Source organism: Paraflavitalea soli, from assembly GCF_003555545.1.
Lineage (GTDB): Bacteria > Bacteroidota > Bacteroidia > Chitinophagales > Chitinophagaceae > Paraflavitalea > Paraflavitalea soli.
The window spans coordinates 2,642,614-2,660,987 of the sequence record NZ_CP032157.1; the positions used below are offsets into that span (position 1 = coordinate 2,642,614).

At 49.9% G+C, this 18,374-nt stretch carries 13 protein-coding genes; 11 read left to right on the plus strand and 2 right to left on the minus strand.

The window, feature by feature from the left end; all coding sequences use genetic code 11:
• Positions 1-3 precede the first annotated feature (3 nt).
• From D3H65_RS09730 to D3H65_RS09780, 11 genes are all read left to right on the plus strand, one after another.
• Complete coding sequence (locus D3H65_RS09730) at positions 4-2,883, plus strand: hypothetical protein (RefSeq protein ID WP_119050123.1); 2,880 nt, start codon at positions 4-6, stop codon at positions 2,881-2,883.
• A complete protein-coding gene (locus D3H65_RS09735; RefSeq protein ID WP_119050124.1) occupies positions 2,880-5,435 on the plus strand; it encodes a glycoside hydrolase family 20 zincin-like fold domain-containing protein in 2,556 nt (851 codons plus the stop codon). The genes D3H65_RS09730 and D3H65_RS09735 overlap by 4 nt, the downstream gene beginning before the upstream one ends.
• On the plus strand, positions 5,422-6,672 hold the full coding sequence (locus tag D3H65_RS09740; protein ID WP_119050125.1) for a hypothetical protein: 1,251 nt from the start codon (positions 5,422-5,424) through the stop codon (positions 6,670-6,672). Before D3H65_RS09735 ends, D3H65_RS09740 begins: the two co-directional genes overlap by 14 nt.
• Positions 6,673-6,711: 39 nt before the next feature.
• Positions 6,712-9,549, plus strand: a complete 2,838-nt coding sequence (locus tag D3H65_RS09745) for a TonB-dependent receptor (RefSeq protein ID WP_119050126.1) — start codon at positions 6,712-6,714, stop codon at positions 9,547-9,549.
• 104 nt (positions 9,550-9,653) lie between these two features.
• Complete coding sequence (locus D3H65_RS09750) at positions 9,654-10,448, plus strand: glucosamine-6-phosphate deaminase (protein WP_119050127.1); 795 nt, start codon at positions 9,654-9,656, stop codon at positions 10,446-10,448.
• Positions 10,449-10,594: 146 nt separating this feature from the next.
• Positions 10,595-11,482 (plus strand): phytanoyl-CoA dioxygenase family protein, encoded by an 888-nt coding sequence (locus D3H65_RS09755; RefSeq protein WP_119050128.1) that lies wholly within the window; start codon positions 10,595-10,597, stop codon positions 11,480-11,482.
• Positions 11,483-11,640: 158 nt separating this feature from the next.
• On the plus strand, positions 11,641-12,453 hold the full coding sequence (gene murQ / locus D3H65_RS09760; protein WP_119050129.1) for an N-acetylmuramic acid 6-phosphate etherase: 813 nt from the start codon (positions 11,641-11,643) through the stop codon (positions 12,451-12,453).
• Between the two features lie 3 nt (positions 12,454-12,456).
• Complete coding sequence (locus D3H65_RS09765; RefSeq protein WP_119050130.1) at positions 12,457-13,737, plus strand: sugar MFS transporter; 1,281 nt, start codon at positions 12,457-12,459, stop codon at positions 13,735-13,737.
• A gap of 10 nt (positions 13,738-13,747) precedes the next feature.
• On the plus strand, positions 13,748-15,055 hold the full coding sequence (locus D3H65_RS09770) for an MFS transporter (RefSeq protein ID WP_119050131.1): 1,308 nt from the start codon (positions 13,748-13,750) through the stop codon (positions 15,053-15,055).
• A 10-nt stretch (positions 15,056-15,065) separates the two neighbouring features.
• Positions 15,066-15,887 carry a sugar phosphate isomerase/epimerase family protein gene (locus tag D3H65_RS09775; protein ID WP_162915527.1) on the plus strand — a complete coding sequence of 274 codons (822 nt, stop codon included), beginning with the start codon at positions 15,066-15,068 and terminating at the stop codon, positions 15,885-15,887.
• A gap of 25 nt (positions 15,888-15,912) precedes the next feature.
• Positions 15,913-16,671 (plus strand): phytanoyl-CoA dioxygenase family protein, encoded by a 759-nt coding sequence (locus tag D3H65_RS09780; RefSeq protein WP_119050133.1) that lies wholly within the window; start codon positions 15,913-15,915, stop codon positions 16,669-16,671.
• Between the two features lie 164 nt (positions 16,672-16,835).
• Here D3H65_RS09780 and D3H65_RS09785 read toward each other — a convergent pair whose 3' ends face one another.
• Positions 16,836-17,300, minus strand: a complete 465-nt coding sequence (locus tag D3H65_RS09785; protein ID WP_119050134.1) for a hypothetical protein — start codon at positions 17,298-17,300, stop codon at positions 16,836-16,838.
• Positions 17,301-17,467: 167 nt separating this feature from the next.
• Complete coding sequence (locus D3H65_RS09790; protein WP_119050135.1) at positions 17,468-18,280, minus strand: M48 family metallopeptidase; 813 nt, start codon at positions 18,278-18,280, stop codon at positions 17,468-17,470.
• Positions 18,281-18,374 lie beyond the last annotated feature (94 nt).

The window sequence follows — 18,374 nt, forward strand, 5'->3', positions numbered from 1 at the left end:
CCGTTGAAAAAAACCTTGCTGCTATACACATTCGCCTGCTGCCTGTTATGCGCCTGCACTACGCAGGGTAGTCATAACGGACGGAATGCGCTGTTTGATATGGGCAGTAATAGTTCGGCCATTGCTCCGGGCTATACCCGGGTGAGTCCGGAGGATGCTTATACAGCAAAGCGTGGTTATGGCTGGCTGGTAGCGCCAACGGGTGCGTTTGATTCGATGTACCATAAGCTGCCGGATAGCCTACTGCGTGATGGTGTAACCGGAAAGGATAGCCTGGTTTTCAGGGCTGATATTCCCGATGGCGCTTATTTTATTACTGTTGTTACGGGACATCATGGAACGGACAAGATGTTGTTGCAGGTGGCAGTGAATGGGGATGTGATAGCAGACAGTGTGGGTACACCCTGGTTTCGCCTGCCCTATAAAAGCATCCGCAAGAAAGTAACAATCACCGGTAACAAAGCGATCATCCGTATTGGTGGCGCACCGGCAGCCCCCGTAGGCATTTTCAGTATCGAACTAAGAGCTGCCACTCCATCGACAGCAATACCATTTACAGATAAAAGTCCTGAGCAGGATACGGCTGTAGCAGCCGATTTTGCGACTCAACTAGTTCAGGTTACAGGCAATAGTAGCAACTCCACGGCGGCCATCAACCAGTTGCACTCGCTTCGTCAGTACCTGCAAGCCTGCAGGTATTACAACGAGGGCGGCTGGGGATGGGCCACCAAAAAAACAGGTATGAACCAGATCCAGCGGATGTATACAGCTGCCGACCTGCTGGAGCAGGTGGTAGCAGATCCCGCTGATCCGGTCTATTACAAAGCCCTGTATTTATTGGCCAGGATCCATTACTGGCTTTACCAGGAAGATGAACAATTGATGCCGGAGAGTAAAGCCCAGGATTATTTTACGGAATTGGCCAGGAAGTTTCCGGATCATGAAGTGATCCAAATGTACCTGGGTAAACAACTACCAACTGCTTTTGATGCCGGCGATACAACGGGCATTCCCCGCTGGGCAGTGTTGCAATATGAAGCGATGACGCGGATGCAACAGGTGATCCATTGGTGGGTAGAAGAAAGACAAGCGGCCAATGGAGAGCTGGGCGGCAAGTTTGGCGATGATGTAGAGTTGCTGCGCTGGTGGCTTCCGGCTGTATTGGGCGCAGATGATGCCATAGCACGGAAGGGATACACGCGCATAGCGGATGGCATCTGGAACAGTGATCTATTGTATCGTGGCTATTCAAAAGGGGTTGATGATGTAGAGCATTCTGCCGAGCTGTTCAGGGATTCACATCCGGGCATGTTTATGATCCGGTATGGTGATCCGGCGTATGTAGAGCGGTGCATGATCAGCATGCAGCATTTCAGGGATGTATGGTCGGGCATAACGCCGGCGGGGCATCGTCATTTTAGATCTTATTACCTGTCGGCAACGGAAGCCTGGCCGCAGGCTCCCTATGGGGTGGACGTGCCGTTGAATGCGCGGGCGCTGTTGCCCGGCCTGTGGACAGCCTGGTACAATCAGAACCCTACCATTTTAAAGTTATTCACAGAATGGTCCAATGCCTGGATAGCTGATGCTGCGAGTACAAAGGATGGCAAGCCTGCGGGCGTGTTCCCTGCGGCTGTGCACTTTAGCAATGATGGATTTGGCGACCACTGGTATGATCCCCAATTAAAGTATGATTATTATAACTGGGACCACCTGGGTCATGTAAGTGAATTGTATTATCATTTATCGGGTATGTATTACCTGACAAACAATAAAGATTTCCTGCAACCGGTGAATGAAGTGGCAGCGCTTATCCGCGAAGCCGGGATCAATGTTCCGGATAACAACGCAGCAAAAGGTTCGGCAGCCTGGGCGAAAAGGATATTGTTGCAAGGCGGGGAAGACAAGACTGCCGGGGTGCATCCACTGGGGCAGGTATTTGCCATGACACGACTGCTCAGCGGGCAACCGCAGTATGATAGCCTGGTAGGCGAGCTGGCTTCACCATATAACAAGTATTCCCTTAACCGTAAAGTGGAGGACATGCTGGAAGGGTTCACGCCTATTCTGGCATCCCTCCGCTTTAATTTTCCCTTGCTTACCCGTGAGGTAAAATTCACCGACAGGGTATATGTGCGGGGCAGCGACCTGCTTACCGGGATGTATACGGGGCATTTTGGAAGAGGATTTGAGTTTCCGGCGATGGTGGCTACCTGGAATAATACAGGACCTGCCGTATCTGTTTTTGTGCGCAGTGGTGATGCCAGATCGGCCGTCGTATCGCTGTATAACCGGGGAGGGGAAAAGAACGTGATAATGAATACCTGGCGATTGGCGCCGGGTAGTTATCAACTTACCATTGGTACAGACGCTAATGATGATCTGCAGGCGGAGGAGCTATTGACTGAAAAGGTGATCACGATCAGTGAAAGGGTTGGCCGGATCGAAGTACCCTTGCCTGCTAAAAAAGGCGTGGTAGTAAAGCTCCAACAGATCAGTGCCTCACCGGGTGTGGATGCCAACAGGGCCGATGTGGCCATCAGTGAAAGAGATATTGCGATGGGAAATAAACCCGTGAAAGCGGGTGATATGGCTGATATCCTGTGTACCGTTCACAATATCGGCCGCGTAGCTGCCAGGAATATCGTGGTAGAACTGTTGATAGATGGTAAGACCACCGGATCAAGTATGATACCGCTGATCGAAGCACCCAATGACCTGGAGCCACGGGTACAAACAGTCCGCTTTCCGTGGAAAGCAACCGATGGCAAACACCTTATTACGATCAGAACACGATCCAAAGGAAAAGAAATAACTATGGTGAATAATGAAGCTGCTATAGAAATAGCGATCCCTTATTCACCCTCAACTGATCATCCATGATAGGAAAGACATTGATACCGGGATTGTTTTTTCTGTTGCTGTTGGGCGCTGCAAGGGGCAATACGCTGCCCGTGTTGCCGTACCCCCAACAGGTAACAGCAGACCAAGGGGCGCTTAGCTATCCCGCCAGGCTCCGGTTTCAATCTATTGGCATTAACGCTCCAATGACCACCAGGCTCACGGAGCACTGGAATAATTTCGCAGCAGGCCTCCCCCACCCTGTGGCCGGTACCGCTACGGTATCGCTGGTGCTGCTGGGCAAGAATGCTCAAAGGGATAAAGACCTGCAGCAAAAGGCAGGCGCCGGCTACCAACACATTGGCCAGGAGGGTTATGTGCTCATCATGAATGAAAAAGAGCGCACGATCGCTGCGCATACGGAAGCAGGGCTTTTTTATGGCCTGCAAACGCTGAAGCAGTTGACGAGGGGCGGTTGGAACAAAACTGTATCCATTACCGACTGGCCTGCATTTGCTACAAGGGTGATCTATGATGATATCAGCCGGGGGCCTATTTCAACGGTAGCGTATGTAAAGCAACAGATCGAGCGGATGGCGGAGCTGAAGATCAATTACCTCTCTTTCTATATCGAGCATGTGGTGCAGCCGGTCTCTTACCCCGATTTTGCACCGGCCAATGGCAAACTCACGATCGCCCAGATCAAAGAGCTTTCTGCCCATGCCGCGAAATACCATATGCAGCTGATCGGGAGTTTCCAATCGTTTGGGCATTTCGACAAGATACTGGCGCTGCCGCAATACAGGTCGATGGGAGAAACGAATACGCTGATCTCGCCACTTGATCCGAAGGCCCGGGAATTCCTGGAAAAGGTGATCGGTGAATTGTGTGATGCATTCAGTGCGCCCTGGTTCAATGTAAACTGTGATGAAACTTTTGACCTCAATAAAGGAAGGTCGAAAGCCTATATAGATAGCATAGGCCCTGCCCGTTTTTATTCCGACCATATGAAGTTCCTGTACGATGTGGTAACGAAGCATCACAAAAAAATGATGATGTGGGGAGATATTGCGCTGCAGTATAAAGAGATCCCGGACATGCTGCCGCGTGATATTATTTACCTGACCTGGGAATATAGCGACCAGCCAAGTTATGCCCGGTGGATCCAACCCTTCGCAGACCGCAAGCTGGAGTTTATGGTTTGCCCGGGCATACTTAATTCTTATCGCCTGTTCCCTGACATGGTGATGGCCAAGGGCAATATTGCGGGCTTCCTGGCCGCAGGAAAACAACAGGGGGCTACAGGCGCTTTCACCACCATCTGGGATGATGGCAGCACCTATCTTTTTTCGGGGGACTGGTATGGAGTATATGCTGCCGCTGAAAAAAGCTGGAATATCGACACCCTCCAGAATGATTCTTTCGACAGCCGCTATGAGATCAATGCTTATGGAACGCGCAATGGCGGTTACGTGAAAGCTTTGTTCAAATTGATGGAGCTGCGGGGACTGAAACTGACGTATAACCTCAATGAATTGTTGTGGCAGCAGGTACTGCTTCCTGAGAAGGGAAAAAAGATGTTGTTGAACAATACTTCTGTACCAGCGGCCAATGCCATCCTGCAGGAGGCATCAACACACATCAGCCGGGCTGCTCCGCTGTGGCACAAAGATGATGTGCACACTTTGCAGCATGCTATTGAACAATACCAGATTATAATGGATACGCGCACCACGCTGGTGCAAACGGTGAAGCAATACCAGGAGGCGCAAGGGATGACTGCTGCACGGCCACAGGAATCGAAAGTGCTGCTCCTTGCATCGGCCAGGGGCATCCATGCATTGGCCAGCCGTTATGTGGCCATGAAAGACCGTTACCGGGCTGCCTGGAAACGGGAGAACCAGGACTATTGGCTGAAAGAAGTGTTGCTGCCCTATGATAAAAAGATAGCTGACCTCCACCAGCTTGAAGCGGCTCTATTGTCTGCCGCCGCCAATACCGGCAAACAGGCAGCACTGCCACCAGCAGATAGCCTCCGGCTTACGATAGCAGAAACGCGCTTTAGTTATTTCCAGAACTGGATGCTGACAGGCCCCTTTCCCGGAAATGAGAATAGCCCTGTGCCGGCTTTCCTGTATGCAGAAAACAATGAGTACAATAAGCCTCCTTCGCCCGGCGACTTTACGATGTACCAGGGCAAGACCTATCGCTGGCACAAGTTTGCCACTCCCAACGGAGGCATCATTGACCTGGAAGAGCGTTTTGGAAAAGTAGCTCATAGCAGCGCTTATGCCTATTGCAATATCACGGCAAAAGAAGCTGCTGTATCGGCCTCCTTTCTGTCGGCCCCGGCAGGCGCTGAAGTTTTCTTCAATGGCATGCAGGTCATGGCCATACCAGGCACTGACACAATGGAAGGAGAAAAGAAGTATCCCTTACCCTTTAAGGCCGGCATCAATCATTTGTTGCTGAAGATACCGCAAGGCGGCAGTCCCTGGCAGTTTACGTTCAGGCTGGCAGCAGATATCAACGTGATCAATTCGAAACATAAATACCAGACTAATCCCCAAAACAAAGTATATGAAGCTGAATAACGGTTTGCTGTATGTTTTTTCGTTTGTCTTTTTACTTTGTTCGCTCAACGTAAAGGCACAGGTAAAAAAAGATGAAGTGCTGCTGGCGATTGACCAGATGGCCGGTTATGTATCGACTGTATTGCTGGATGAGGAAGGTAAGTCGCGGTGTGATTACAACCTCACCGAAGGAAGATGGTATCCCTATGAAGTACCCTGGCATACGGGACAGGCTGTGTACTCACTATTGGCCGCTTACAAGCAAACAGGCAAAAAAGCCTACCTGGATGCAGCCATCAAGGGCGGTAATTTCTGGGCCAGCCTGGAGATTAAAGACCATCCCGTGATGAAAGGTATGGTAGCAGGTGTGCATGGAGATGCGCTGGGCGATGAGTTTATTGTATTTGCCACGATCTCTGACGGTACACCGGGCATATATGAACTCTCGCGGGTGACCAAAGACAAACGTTATGCGCAGGTCGCCACCAATGCTGCGGCATGGATGCTGAAAAACATGTATTACGCAGAGAAAGGGGTTTGCTATGATAATATCGACGCGAAAACAGGTGAGGTATTGAAAGAATATAGCCCTTTCTGGAAACAGAAAGATAAAAAAGATCAAAAGCTGTTTGATGTTTCGCGCCCCAATACAGAAGGCTGGTTGTTTAAAGATGCTTATGAGTTTTCGGGTGATAAAAAGTTCCGGGACGCCTATATCAACCTGTGCAATAGTCTGCTGGAGAAGCAGGGACCTGAAGGTGTGTGGATGCAGTTCATGCCCAATTTCGTAGAGGAAAAGAGTTTCCACCCGCGTTTCTCCTTGTGGTATGCAGAGTCGCTTATTCAGGCTTATAAACTGACGCAGGACAAGAAGTACCTGGAAGGAGCGGCCAAAACAGCCCGGGCATTTGTAAAAGCGCAGCAAAAAGACGGGACTATTTTTTACGATAATTATATGAGCGACCGGCAGCCTGACAAGGGATCTGTTACGGGCTCTGCGGTAGCCTTAGCTGGTATAGTATGGATAGAGTTGTCGAAGTATGGATACAAGGAATTTGACGGCAATATTGAAAGATCAGCCCAGTGGCTGGTGAATAACCGGTATGCACAGGATCATCCAGACCCCAACCTTCGCGGTGCAGTATTGGAAACCAGGACACGATTCAGGAAAGGGAAAGTATGGCTGACGAACAGGGATATTGGCACCAGCTTTGGGCTCCGCTTTTTGGTTGACTATATGAATTTCCACGCTCAATAATATAACCCCACATTCATTTAACTGCCTAAATACTCGCACATGAAACGATTCATCAACAAACTGCTCACACCTGTTTATTTACTGGTAGCAGTGTTTGTATTGCCAGCTTTTTTTACGCCTGTGATGGCCCAAACGAGTGGCTACGTAAAAGGACAAATTACGGATGGTGACGGGAATGCGCTTCCCGGCGCTTCTGTCAGTGTGAAAGGAACCACCAACAGTGTAGCCAGTGACCTTACCGGCAATTTTACGCTGGTGAATGTGGCTGAAGGGAAGCAAACGATCCTGGTCAATTATATGGGCTATGCGCCTGTAGAAAAGGAAGTAACGGTGAAGGCGGGGATAACGTCTTCGCTGAGTTTTAAGTTGACCACCCTTAGCAAAAGCCTCACCTCGGTAACGGTGGTGGGTTCGAAAGAAGGGCAGGCCAAAGCGCTCAACCAGCAAAGAAATGCAGACAATATCAAGCAGGTGATCTCTGCCGATCTGATGGGCCGTTATCCTGACCTGAATGTGGCAGAATCGATGCAGCGTTTGCCCGGTGTAACGATCGGCCGCAACAGCAGCGGCGAAGGCGCCACCGTACAACTGCGCGGAACGCCGGGCAATTTTACGAACATCAATGTGAATGGAGAGCAGATCATGGGCACGCAGGAAGATGGATCGAGGAATGCACAACTGGATGTGATCCCTGTGAATGTGCTTTCTTCTATGGAAGTGATCAAAACATTGACGCCCGACCTGGATGGAGATGCCATTGCAGGCGCCATCAATATGAAATCGCCTACGGCTATATCTTTAAGACCAAGGGTGGCCATTGATCTGGGCACTGGTTATAATAACCTGCGCAGCAATGCGAATGCCATTGGCAATATATCGCTGAGCAAACGATTCTTCCCTTCGGCCAGCAGCCCCAATGGCAGACTGGGTATTATGGCTACGGGCAGTTATTTCAAGACGAAGAACGGATATGATGAGATCAGGGCGCAGGTATGGGAAGAGAAAGACTATGGCAAAGGGAAAATATATTTCCCAACGGATGTACGCTTATTGTATGTTGAAAACGAACGTACGAGAACCGGTGCCTCTTTAACGGTAGATTATAATATCAATTCCAAGACGAGCATCGTAGCCAACCTGATGTATGCCGATCATGACAACGACCTGACGCGGTACCGCAAACGTACACGTATGCAGAGCAGCCGCACTACGCAGAATGCTGATGGTGAATATGTAACTACCCGGGGCCGCGGCTACAATGAAATAAAATCGGCTACAGAAAAGAACAGTAACCTCAACATGAATTTATCCGGGGAAACTACCCTGGGCAGGCTGAAACTGGATGCCGGTGTATCCATGAGCCAATCTGAATTTAAGAACCTGTCGGGTATTTACAATTTCATTACCGGCGATATTCCCCTGCGGATAAAAGATATTGCTACGGATTATCTATCGCCCTATGCATCAGACTGGAAAAACAATACAGCGCTTTATACTTATAATACGGTAGAGCGGGATTGGTGGACTACCAATGGTAAGAATTTCACAGCCCGGCTGAATGCTACCATGCCTTATACAATGGGTAAGAATTCTGCTTCCTTCAAGATGGGTGGCAAGTTTAAACGGATGCACAATCTCCGTTTCCGTCCCGACAATACCATCGTTACCACGTATGCAGGTGCAGCTGCTGCTGGTAACCTGGGTAATTTTGCCGGCGAACCGGAGGTATCTGACGACCTGCTGGACGGCAATACCAATTTTGGTCTTGGTGTAGATAAGAACAAGACGATCAGCTACCTGGATGCGAACCTCGGCAGCAATCTCTTCCCGATCAATGTACCGGCTACGCGGATGAGCATCGACTCTTACTATTATGATGCGGTGGAATCAGTTACTTCAGGGTACGCTATGAACCGTATACAGTTCAAAAAACTGATGTTCCTGGCCGGTGTGCGTATAGAAGCCACCAAGGTGGATTACAAAGGCAATATTATTGCGCAGGACAAAGACGGCGTGTGGATCTCTACTACGCCCAATCGTAAAAAAAACGATTATGTGAAGGTATTGCCCAATATCCAGTTCAAGTATGACCTGGACAAATCATCCCTGATCCGTGCTGCGCTTACCTACGGCTATTCCCGTCCCAACTTTGTGGACCTTGTTCCCGGCCGTGTAACGAGCATCCTGAGTGAGACTGTTACAGATGGTAATCCAGAACTGAAGCCGGCCTCTGCAGCCAACTGGGACCTGATGTATGAGAAATACCTGGGCAACCTGGGTATCCTTTCTGCAGGTGTGTTCTACAAAAGGATCAATAATTTCCAGTACAACAGTGTTGTTACCCTGAATGGTGATGAATTTGAAAATGCAGCCACTTATAAAGGCTGGAGATGGTACAGAACGCTGAATGGTGATAAAGCGGATGTATTTGGCATCGAGCTGAATGCACAAGCCAATCTTACCTTCCTGCCTGGTATCCTGAAAGGATTCTCCGTACTGGCCAACTATACCTACACACATTCAAAAGCGGATGCTCAATTCAGGAAAGGTCTTCGCCTGCCAGGACAAGCGGATCATACAGCGAATGGCTCCCTGTCTTTTGCTTATAAAGGGTTCTCCATCCAGGGCAACCTCAACTACAACAGTGCCTATACAGTGGTATTGGGCGACAAAGATGCTACTGATGTGATCAGGCACGACCGGATACAGGTAGATGTCAACACCTCTTACCGTATCAACAAAATGTTCTCTGTCTATGCAGAAGCGCTCAACCTGACCAAGGCTCCCCAGCTGGATTATTATGGAGAAAGGGACAGAATGTACCAAAAGCAATTCTATTCCTTCTGGGGCCGTGCGGGTATCAAGATGAGATTATAGGCAGAAAGCAAGCTACGAGCCACGAGCTACGAGCGGAAGGCAGCAAGGAAAACAGGGATGCAATGATCGTTAATCATCATTAAATATAAAGAACATCGTTTATCATGAAAGAAGGAATGGCAGATCAGTTAAGAGTAAAAGTGTATAGCAACAGGAAAGAACTGGGAGCAGATGCGGCTACGATGGTAGCCAATAATATCAACGCATTATTGGCAAAGCAGGAAAGTGTTAACATGATCTTTGCCGCTGCCGCTTCGCAGCATGAATTCCTGGACTCGCTGATTGAAAAAGAGATAGACTGGAGCCGGATAAATGCTTTTCACATGGATGAATACATTGGTTTGCCCGCGGGCGCCAGCCAACAGTTTGGCTATTTCCTCAATGAAAAGATCTTTCATAAAGTACCTTTCAAACAGGTATTTTACCTCAATGGCCAGGCTACCGATCTGCAGGAAGAATGTGCCCGTTATGCATCGTTACTGGAACAGCATACGCCGGATATTACCTGCATGGGGATTGGAGAGAATACGCATCTTGCCTTCAATGATCCGCATGTAGCGAACTTTAATGATCCGGTACTGGTGAAAGTGGTGGACCTCGACGAAGCCTGCAAACAGCAACAAGTGAATGAAGGCTGTTTTGCCGATGTACGGGAAGTACCCAATGACGCTTTCACACTTACAGTGCCTGCTTTACTAAAAGCCAGCACTATTTATTGTATGGTACCAGGCAGCACCAAAGCCGATGCGGTCTATCATACGCTGGTGAGTGATATCTCTGAAAAATATCCGTCGACGATCCTCCGTACGCTGCCCAATGCCATCCTGTTCCTCGATCCTGCCAGTGCAGCGAAGGTGGAGCAGCTTTTGGAGTCGGCAGTCGTAAGTCGGGAGTCGTGAGTCGACAGTCGGCAATCGGCAGTCGGCAATCGGCAGTCGTGAGTCGGCAGTCGGCAATCGGCAATCTTTTGCTTCGTAAGGGTTGCCTCCCGCTTGTGGCGGGACAAGCTCTACAGGGGCAGCCTATACGTTTAAATTTATTCGTCATGGAATCAAGAACCATTAACGATCTATCGAAACATCATGCGCTCGTATCGAAGCTGTTCCACTGGCCATCTTCGCCGGCTGAATGGGATCAATACCGGCTAACGCAGGCGCAGGTGGATCACTACCATGAGTACGGCTACGTGAGCAATATCAAATTGCTCGATGACTGGCAGATCGATCAGCTCAATGAAGAACTGGCAGCTATTACCGATGCTTCCCACCCGGGTAATGAGCTGTTTTACCAGTTCTATTCGAATGAATCATCTGATGCCAACTCGGTATTGTTCCATGCGCTGGGGGCCTGGCGCATCACAACGGGTTTTCATGATGTATTGTGGAACCCTGCTTTTGTGATGGCGGCCAGCCAATTGCTCGGCAACCAGGCAGTACGCTTCTGGCACGACCAGTTGTTCTATAAACCAGCCAAGCACGGCGGTGTGGTAGCCTGGCACCAGGATTATTCGTACTGGACACGCACCACCCCCATGCAACACCTCACCTGCTGGACAGGGCTGGATGATGCTACTACGGAAAACGGGTGCCTGTATTATGTACCTCATAGTCACCGCTGGGGATTGCTGGACAAACCAGAATTGGCGGGGGACATGGAAGGATTGATGGATTACCTGTCGGATGAGCAGAAGGCAGGGTTTAAGCCAGTACCTATAGAACTGAAAAAAGGATATGCGGCTTTCCACCATCCGTTGATGGTGCATGGCTCTTATGCCAATCATTCACCCCGGCCGAGGCGGGCTTTTGTACTCAATGTGTTTGCAGACGGTACCTTGTCCAATTCGCCCAACGGGGAGTTGTTGCCCAAGACACCTGGCATACCACAAGGTGCTAAGATGGAAGGTCAGTTTTATCCGTTATTGTTTACGCCTTGAGGCGGCAGTCGGCAATCGGCAATCGGCAGTCGGCAATCTTTTGCTTCGTAAGGGTTGCCTCCCGCTTATTGCGGGACAGGCTCTACAGGGCAAATGATTTTGTGAACATTCATTTCTACAAAGCGGTAGCCCCTATGGGGCTACGACATTGACATATAATGCAGGAAAGAATTACAGAACAGCCATCGCCGTACCGGCATCTTGAACAGATGCCGGTGGCGGAGCTGGTGCAGCTTATTAACCAGGAAGACAGCACGGTGGCCATCGCTGTGGGGAAAGTATTGCCGCAAATAACCAGGCTGGTAACAGCTGCCGTCGCAAAAATGGAAGCCGGCGGACGGTTGTTTTACCTGGGTGCAGGCACCAGCGGCAGATTGGGTGTGCTGGATGCCAGTGAATGTCCTCCCACCTATGGGGTGCCTGAATGGCTGGTAACAGGCATTATGGCCGGGGGGGATGCGGCCTTAAGAACAGGAACGGAAGATGCTGAAGACGATCCGGAAGGGGGCTGGAGTGACCTGCAAATGCACCAGGTATCGGCCCGGGATATGGTGATCGGTATTGCCGCCAGTGGCAGCACACCCTATGTGGCAGGAGCATTGAAGGCCTGCCGGGCACATGGGATCGCTACAGGTTGTATTGTCAACAATCCCGGGTCGGCCGTGGCAGCACAGGCCGACTTCCCCATAGAAGTGATCACAGGGCCTGAATTTGTAACGGGCAGCACACGGATGAAGAGTGGCACGGCGCAAAAGATGGTGCTGAACATGATCTCCACCACGGTGATGATCCGCCTGGGCCGGGTACAGGATAACAGGATGGTGCATATGCAGATCAGCAATGACAAACTGCTGGACCGGGGCGTTAAAATGCTGATGGACAAATCGGGCATTACAGATTACGCCGCTGCAAAAGCCTGCTTACTGCGTTATGGCAGTGTGCAGGCGGCGGTAGAAAACCTTAAACAATAACGCATGGGAACAGCACGGCACGGGAAGAAGATCATCATCATTGGGGCTTTTTTCTTCATTTTCGGTTTCATTTCCTGGATCAATGGTACGCTTATCCCCTACCTGAAGATCGCCTGTGAACTGGAAGAATGGCAGGCCTACCTGGTCACCTTCGCCTTTTATATTTCGTATACGATCATGGCCATGCCTTCCAGCCTCTTACTTAAAAGAACAGGTATGGTGAATGGGATGAGCGCCGGCCTGATCATTATGGCGGTGGGATGCCTGGCTTTTGTACCGGCAGCCATGGCCCGCTCCTACTCATTATTCCTGCTGGGATTATTTATTGTAGGTACAGGCCTCACCTTGTTGCAAACTGCGGTAAATCCCTATATCACTTTGCTGGGCCCTGAAAGTACGGCAGCCCGCCGTATCAGTATCATGGGCGTATGCAACAAAGTAGCCGGCATACTGGCCCCGCTGATCATGGGCAGTATTATTCTGAAAAATTCTGACGGACTGCTAGCAGAGCTGCATCGTCTTGCTCCTGCAGCCAGAACGATCAGGCTGGATGAGTTATCAAGAGCGGTGATACTCCCCTATGTGTGCCTTACGGTGATCCTGCTGGTAGTGGCGGTAGCTATCCGGTATGCGCATCTTCCGGAGATCAATGTAACAGAAGCAACAGCCAACAACACAAGCCCTGACAAAGAGCTGGCAGTAAGCCCGGCTGTTCGCCGGCAGTTCATAGGCGGGTTCCTGGCGATCTTTGCCTGTGTAGGGGCTGAAGTGATGGCGGGTGATACGATTGGCAATTATGGTTTGTATCATGGTATATCGCTGGATATTTCCAAAAGTCTTACTTCGTATACACTGGCAGGCATGATGATCGGTTACCTGACTGGCATCGTGGTCATTCCAAGGTATGTATCCCAACAAAATGCTTTTTATTATTCCACGCTGGCGGGTCTTTTCTTTACCTTGCTGATCCTGGTGCTGCCCGGTCAGTATTCTATTTTCTCTGTGGCCTTGCTGGGCTGCGCCAATGCTTTGTTGTGGCCTGCCATCTGGCCGCAGGCCTTGAAGGGATTGCAGGGCAACCTGTTGAATAAGGGATCGGCCATCCTGATCATGGGCATTGCGGGCGGGGCCTTGCTTCCGCTGGTGTATGGCTGGCTGGCCAAGGTATTCAATAATCAGCAGGCCTATTGGATATTTGTTCCGGTATACCTGTACCTGATCTATTACAGTTTAAAAGGCAAGAAACAAGCCTTGGCTTATCCATCTTTGTCTGTAACATCATAATCATCGAAACATGCATCAAAAGTCAGGAAGCTACCGGTGGACGATTTGCGCCTTGCTCTTTTTCGCAACCACGATCAATTACCTCGACCGGCAGGTACTTGGCTTGCTAAAGCCGGTGCTTGAAAAGGAATTCAACTGGACAGAAAAGGATTACAGTTATATCGTGATGGCCTTTACCGCTACTTATGCGCTGGGCCTCGTGGTATTTGGCCGGTTCATTGACCGGATCGGTACGAAGCTGGGCTATACTATTTCTGTCACGGTGTGGAGTATCGCTGCGATGCTGCATGCGGTGGTAAAAAGTACGCTGGGATTTGGCATAGCACGCGGCGCGCTGGGCATTGGTGAGTCGGGCAATTTCCCGGCTGCTGTAAAGACTGTGGCGGAATGGTTTCCCAAAAGGGAAAGGGCGCTGGCTACGGGCATATTTGATTCCGGCGCCAATATCGGCGCCTGTGTAGCGCCCATCCTGGTGCCCTGGATATTGGGCGCTTATGGCTGGCGTGAAGCATTTATCATAACAGGCGCTATTGGTTTTCTGTGGCTGATCGCCTGGCGTATATTCTATGAACATCCGGATAAACATAAAAAAGTAACCAAAGAAGAACTGGCCTATATCCGTATCGATGATGAGCCGGCAGCACAGGAAGCTGCGCAGGAAGCAGCGCCCATCAAATGGGTCCACCTGTTCAAACTAAAACCTACCTGGTCTTTTATTGCCGGCAAGTTCCTGACAGACCCGATCTGGTATTTCTTTATGTTCTGGCTGCCCTCCTATTTCAATACCACGTTTAACCTTGATCTTAAAAAGCCTGGTCTGGCATTGGTGATCGTGTACTCAGCAGCTACGGTGGGCGCCATTGGCGGCGGGTTGTTATCATCGTGGTTTATCCGTAAAGGCTGGACAGTCTCCAAATCGCGCAAAACAGCCTTACTCATTTCTGCCCTGCTGGTGCTGCCCATTCTGGCCGCGCGTTTTGCTACGGATATGTGGACGGCTGTGGCCCTGATCAGCCTGGCCATAGCCGGTAATGCAGCCTGGAGCGCCAATATTTACACGATCGTATCTGATATGCTGCCCAAGAAGTCCGTCAGCTCTGTGATTGGCATCGGGGGTATGGCCGGCGCCATTGGCGGTGTGATATTCCCCCTGTTCATTGGTGTTATATTGGATTACTACAAAGGCATCGGCAAAATGGTGATGGGGTACAATATCATTTTTGTGGTGTGCGGATTCTCCTTCCTGCTGGCCTGGCTGGTGATCCATTGGCTTACGCCGGTGATGAAACCCGTGGAAATACCAACTGCCCCTAAATAAAAAGAGAGCTATGCAATTATTGATGATATGCCCAATTTGGGGGATGGCGGATATGCCGCTGCAGGATGCGCTGCAAAAGATAAAGGATGCAGGCTATGACGGGGTGGAATATGGTTGTCCGCTGCATGATCCGATCAGGCCGGTGTTTATGGAACTGGCCGGTAAACTGGACCTCGCGGTGGTGGCGCAGCAATATGATGCTTCGGGAAATAATTTTGCGGCCTATGCGCATAGCCTGGAAGCGCACCTGCGGTACCTGGCCTCCTTTAAGCCCTTGTTCATTAATTCGCAGACAGGCCGGGACTTCTATACGATGGAAGAGAACATCGCCCTGATCCAACTGGCGGCTTCTATAGAGCAGGAAACAGGCTGCCGCATTGTGCATGAAACACACCGGGGTAAGTTTGCCTACAGCGCAGCTACTACGGTGCAATATATCAACAACGTACCCGCTTTACAGCTGGCGGGTGATTTCTCGCATTTCTGCGTGGTATCAGAATCTTACCTGGAAGATCAGCTGGCGTCCATGGAACGGATCATCCCCCATGTGCATCACCTGCATGCCAGGGTGGGCCATCCACAGGGAGCACAGGTAACAGACCCACGGCTGCCGGAGTGGAAGTATGCACTGGATGCACACTTACGCTGGTGGGATGCTGTTATACAGGTAAAGCTGGCTGCCGGTGCTGGTTATTTTACCATTACGCCGGAGTTTGGCCCGGCGCCTTATATGGCAACGGCTCCTTTTACGCAACAGCCTGTTGCCAATCAATGGGACATTAATGTATACATGAGCCGGTTGCTGCGGGACCGGTATGCTTCGATACTATAATTTTTGATTCTATAATTCATCGTTTATGTCTGTAAATATCACACCAGCACAAATAGCATTTTTTGAAAAGGAAGGTTACCTGATCGTGCCTGATCTGTTGTCGGCCGAAGAAGTGACCTATTACCGTGACCTGTATGAGGATTTTTTGGAAAACAGGATCGATGTTTCCCGGTACCGGTCGGACCTGGGAAGTCATGCGGGCAATGGTGATACCGCTAAAAAAGAGCGGATCACCCAGATCATGGTGCCCAGCCGGGTTGTACCTGAATTGCTGAGCCAGCCACTTCATCAAAAGGCGCTGGTACTGGCGAAGCAACTAATGGGGAGCGATATGGAGCTGGACTTTGATATGCTGATCGATAAAGCTCCTTTTAGCAACACACCTACTCCCTGGCACCAGGATTGCGCCTACTGGATATCGATGCCTGATACACGGGCCACAAGCTGCTGGGTAGCGCTGGACGAAGCCACCAGGGATAATGGCTGTATGTGGTATGTACCGGGTTCTCATAAGCTTCCTGTGCGCACGCATTTCCCGGCGGGTAAAGGCGGTGGTGCGCTGGAATGCGCGGCTGATGAAGCAGAGGGGATCGCTATTGAGATTCCGCCTGGCGCAGGCATTTTTCACCATGGGCACACGCTGCATTATTCGAGGGGCAATTCCACTGACAGAAGGCGGCGGGCATTTATCACGAATTACCGGCCGGCTGCCATGATCGCTTATGAAAGGGAACATGGTTATGACCATACGGGGGAAAGGGAAGTGAGGAATGAGAAGGCGTAAAAACAGCTACGAGCTGTGAGCTACGAGCTGCGAGCGAAAGGCAGGGATACAGCTATGAGCTGTGTGCTGTGAGCGGACCGACGAGACTAACGGAAATAGTAAAACAGACCCATTGGTTAATGGGTCTGTTAGCAAAATAAGTTGTGTGTGTGACGACGGATTGATTAATCGGCCATGGCAGGCGCTGGTAAACGCTTTCCGGGCACCGGGGCTCTGCGGGCGGCAGGTTTTGCAGGAGCAGCAACTGGCACTTTGTTGAAACGCATGGCTGTCCATACGTGGTCCAAAGCTACTTCGCCTACGCCTTCAAAACCGGCATTCCGGATGCAGTCCCAGCTGCATTGACGATTGAGGTCTGTAACGATCTTGGAAGTGGTCTTTGGATACGCTATCCAAAATTTGCCTTCTTCCTGTAATGCAGGTAGTACATCCTTCATGATGCCTGTTAACTGGCTTTCGTTTACTGCAAATACCAGTGCAAAGTCGATTTTGCGCGACTTCAGCAAAGGGGTTACATTTTTAGCGAAGGCTAATTTTACAAACTGTTTCTCGATTGAAGAAGGAAGTCCCTGAATCAGTACATTTTTTTCTTCCTGGAGCTGAAGCTTATCTAACAAGTTTTGCGACATGCCTGAGAAGTTTTTTAGTAAGTGATTTAGGATTAGTTTAGACGGGATTGCAAAGGTAAGGTAAATAGTAACCGATTGCGAACTTTTCGCATTAAAAAACCCGCCAGGAGCATTAAAAGCGCCGTGGCGGGTAATTGAAAAATAATTATTACAATATTTCTATATACTTATTTACCCATTGGTTTATAATACTTAAGGGCTTCGGGCATCATCTCTTTCAACTTCTCGATACGGGTTGTTTCGGCCGGGTGGGTGGACAGTAATTCCGGTGGTTTCTGGCCGTTACTGGCAGCTGCCATGCGTTCCCAAAGGGCGATAGCTTCCTGGGGATTGTATCCGGCCATGGCTGAATAAATGAGCCCCAAACGATCTGCTTCCAGTTCCTGCTTGCGCGAGAAAGGCAATAAGGCGCCTACCTGTGAGCCAATACCATAAGCACTCATGAAGAGGTTCTGCGCTTCGGGTGTCTTATTGGCGATAGCTACCTGGAGGGCTACGCCACCAAGTTGTTGTACCTGGGCCTGGCTCATGCGCTCATTACCATGTTTGGCCAGGGCATGGGCAATCTCATGGCCCATTACAGCAGCCAGTGCTGCTTCATTTTGTGTGATGGGCAACAACCCTGTGTATACGACGATCTTACCCCCCGGCATACACCAGGCATTGACCTCTTTGGAATCTACCAGGTTGTATTCCCATTTATATTGCTTGAGATCTTCTGCAATAGCAGGCTGCGAAGCATAAAATTTGTTGATAGCAGTGGTTAACCGTTGTCCTACGCGGCGTACCATTTCAGCATCTTTATTGGCAGTAGTACTGACCACTTTGTTCTGCGACAGGAATTGGGCATATTCAGTGGCCGCCATGCTTTGGATATCTGCTTCATTAAAAAGTGACAGCTGGTTTCTGCCGGTAACGGCATTTTGGCTGCAGCCTGTTATAAGGGCTAATAGAGAGACTGCAACGAGGATTCGTTTCATGGGTTTAATATTTTATCAAAAATAGTACTAAAATGATACCAGCCTTAGAGAAGAATGCAGAATACAGAATTTAGAATACAGAATGGCTGCCGCG

Coding starts and splice junctions, on each gene's coding strand:
- murQ (WP_119050129.1), top strand. CDS start 11,641: ATGCAGGAAAGAATTACAGAACAGCCATCGCCGTACCGGCATCTTGAA.
- D3H65_RS09755 (WP_119050128.1), top strand. CDS start 10,595: ATGGAATCAAGAACCATTAACGATCTATCGAAACATCATGCGCTCGTA.
- D3H65_RS09775 (WP_162915527.1), top strand. CDS start 15,066: ATGCAATTATTGATGATATGCCCAATTTGGGGGATGGCGGATATGCCG.
- D3H65_RS09750 (WP_119050127.1), top strand. CDS start 9,654: ATGAAAGAAGGAATGGCAGATCAGTTAAGAGTAAAAGTGTATAGCAAC.
- D3H65_RS09735 (WP_119050124.1), top strand. CDS start 2,880: ATGATAGGAAAGACATTGATACCGGGATTGTTTTTTCTGTTGCTGTTG.
- D3H65_RS09745 (WP_119050126.1), top strand. CDS start 6,712: ATGAAACGATTCATCAACAAACTGCTCACACCTGTTTATTTACTGGTA.
- D3H65_RS09785 (WP_119050134.1), bottom strand. CDS start 17,300: ATGTCGCAAAACTTGTTAGATAAGCTTCAGCTCCAGGAAGAAAAAAAT.
- D3H65_RS09780 (WP_119050133.1), top strand. CDS start 15,913: ATGTCTGTAAATATCACACCAGCACAAATAGCATTTTTTGAAAAGGAA.
- D3H65_RS09740 (WP_119050125.1), top strand. CDS start 5,422: ATGAAGCTGAATAACGGTTTGCTGTATGTTTTTTCGTTTGTCTTTTTA.
- D3H65_RS09790 (WP_119050135.1), bottom strand. CDS start 18,280: ATGAAACGAATCCTCGTTGCAGTCTCTCTATTAGCCCTTATAACAGGC.
- D3H65_RS09770 (WP_119050131.1), top strand. CDS start 13,748: ATGCATCAAAAGTCAGGAAGCTACCGGTGGACGATTTGCGCCTTGCTC.
- D3H65_RS09765 (WP_119050130.1), top strand. CDS start 12,457: ATGGGAACAGCACGGCACGGGAAGAAGATCATCATCATTGGGGCTTTT.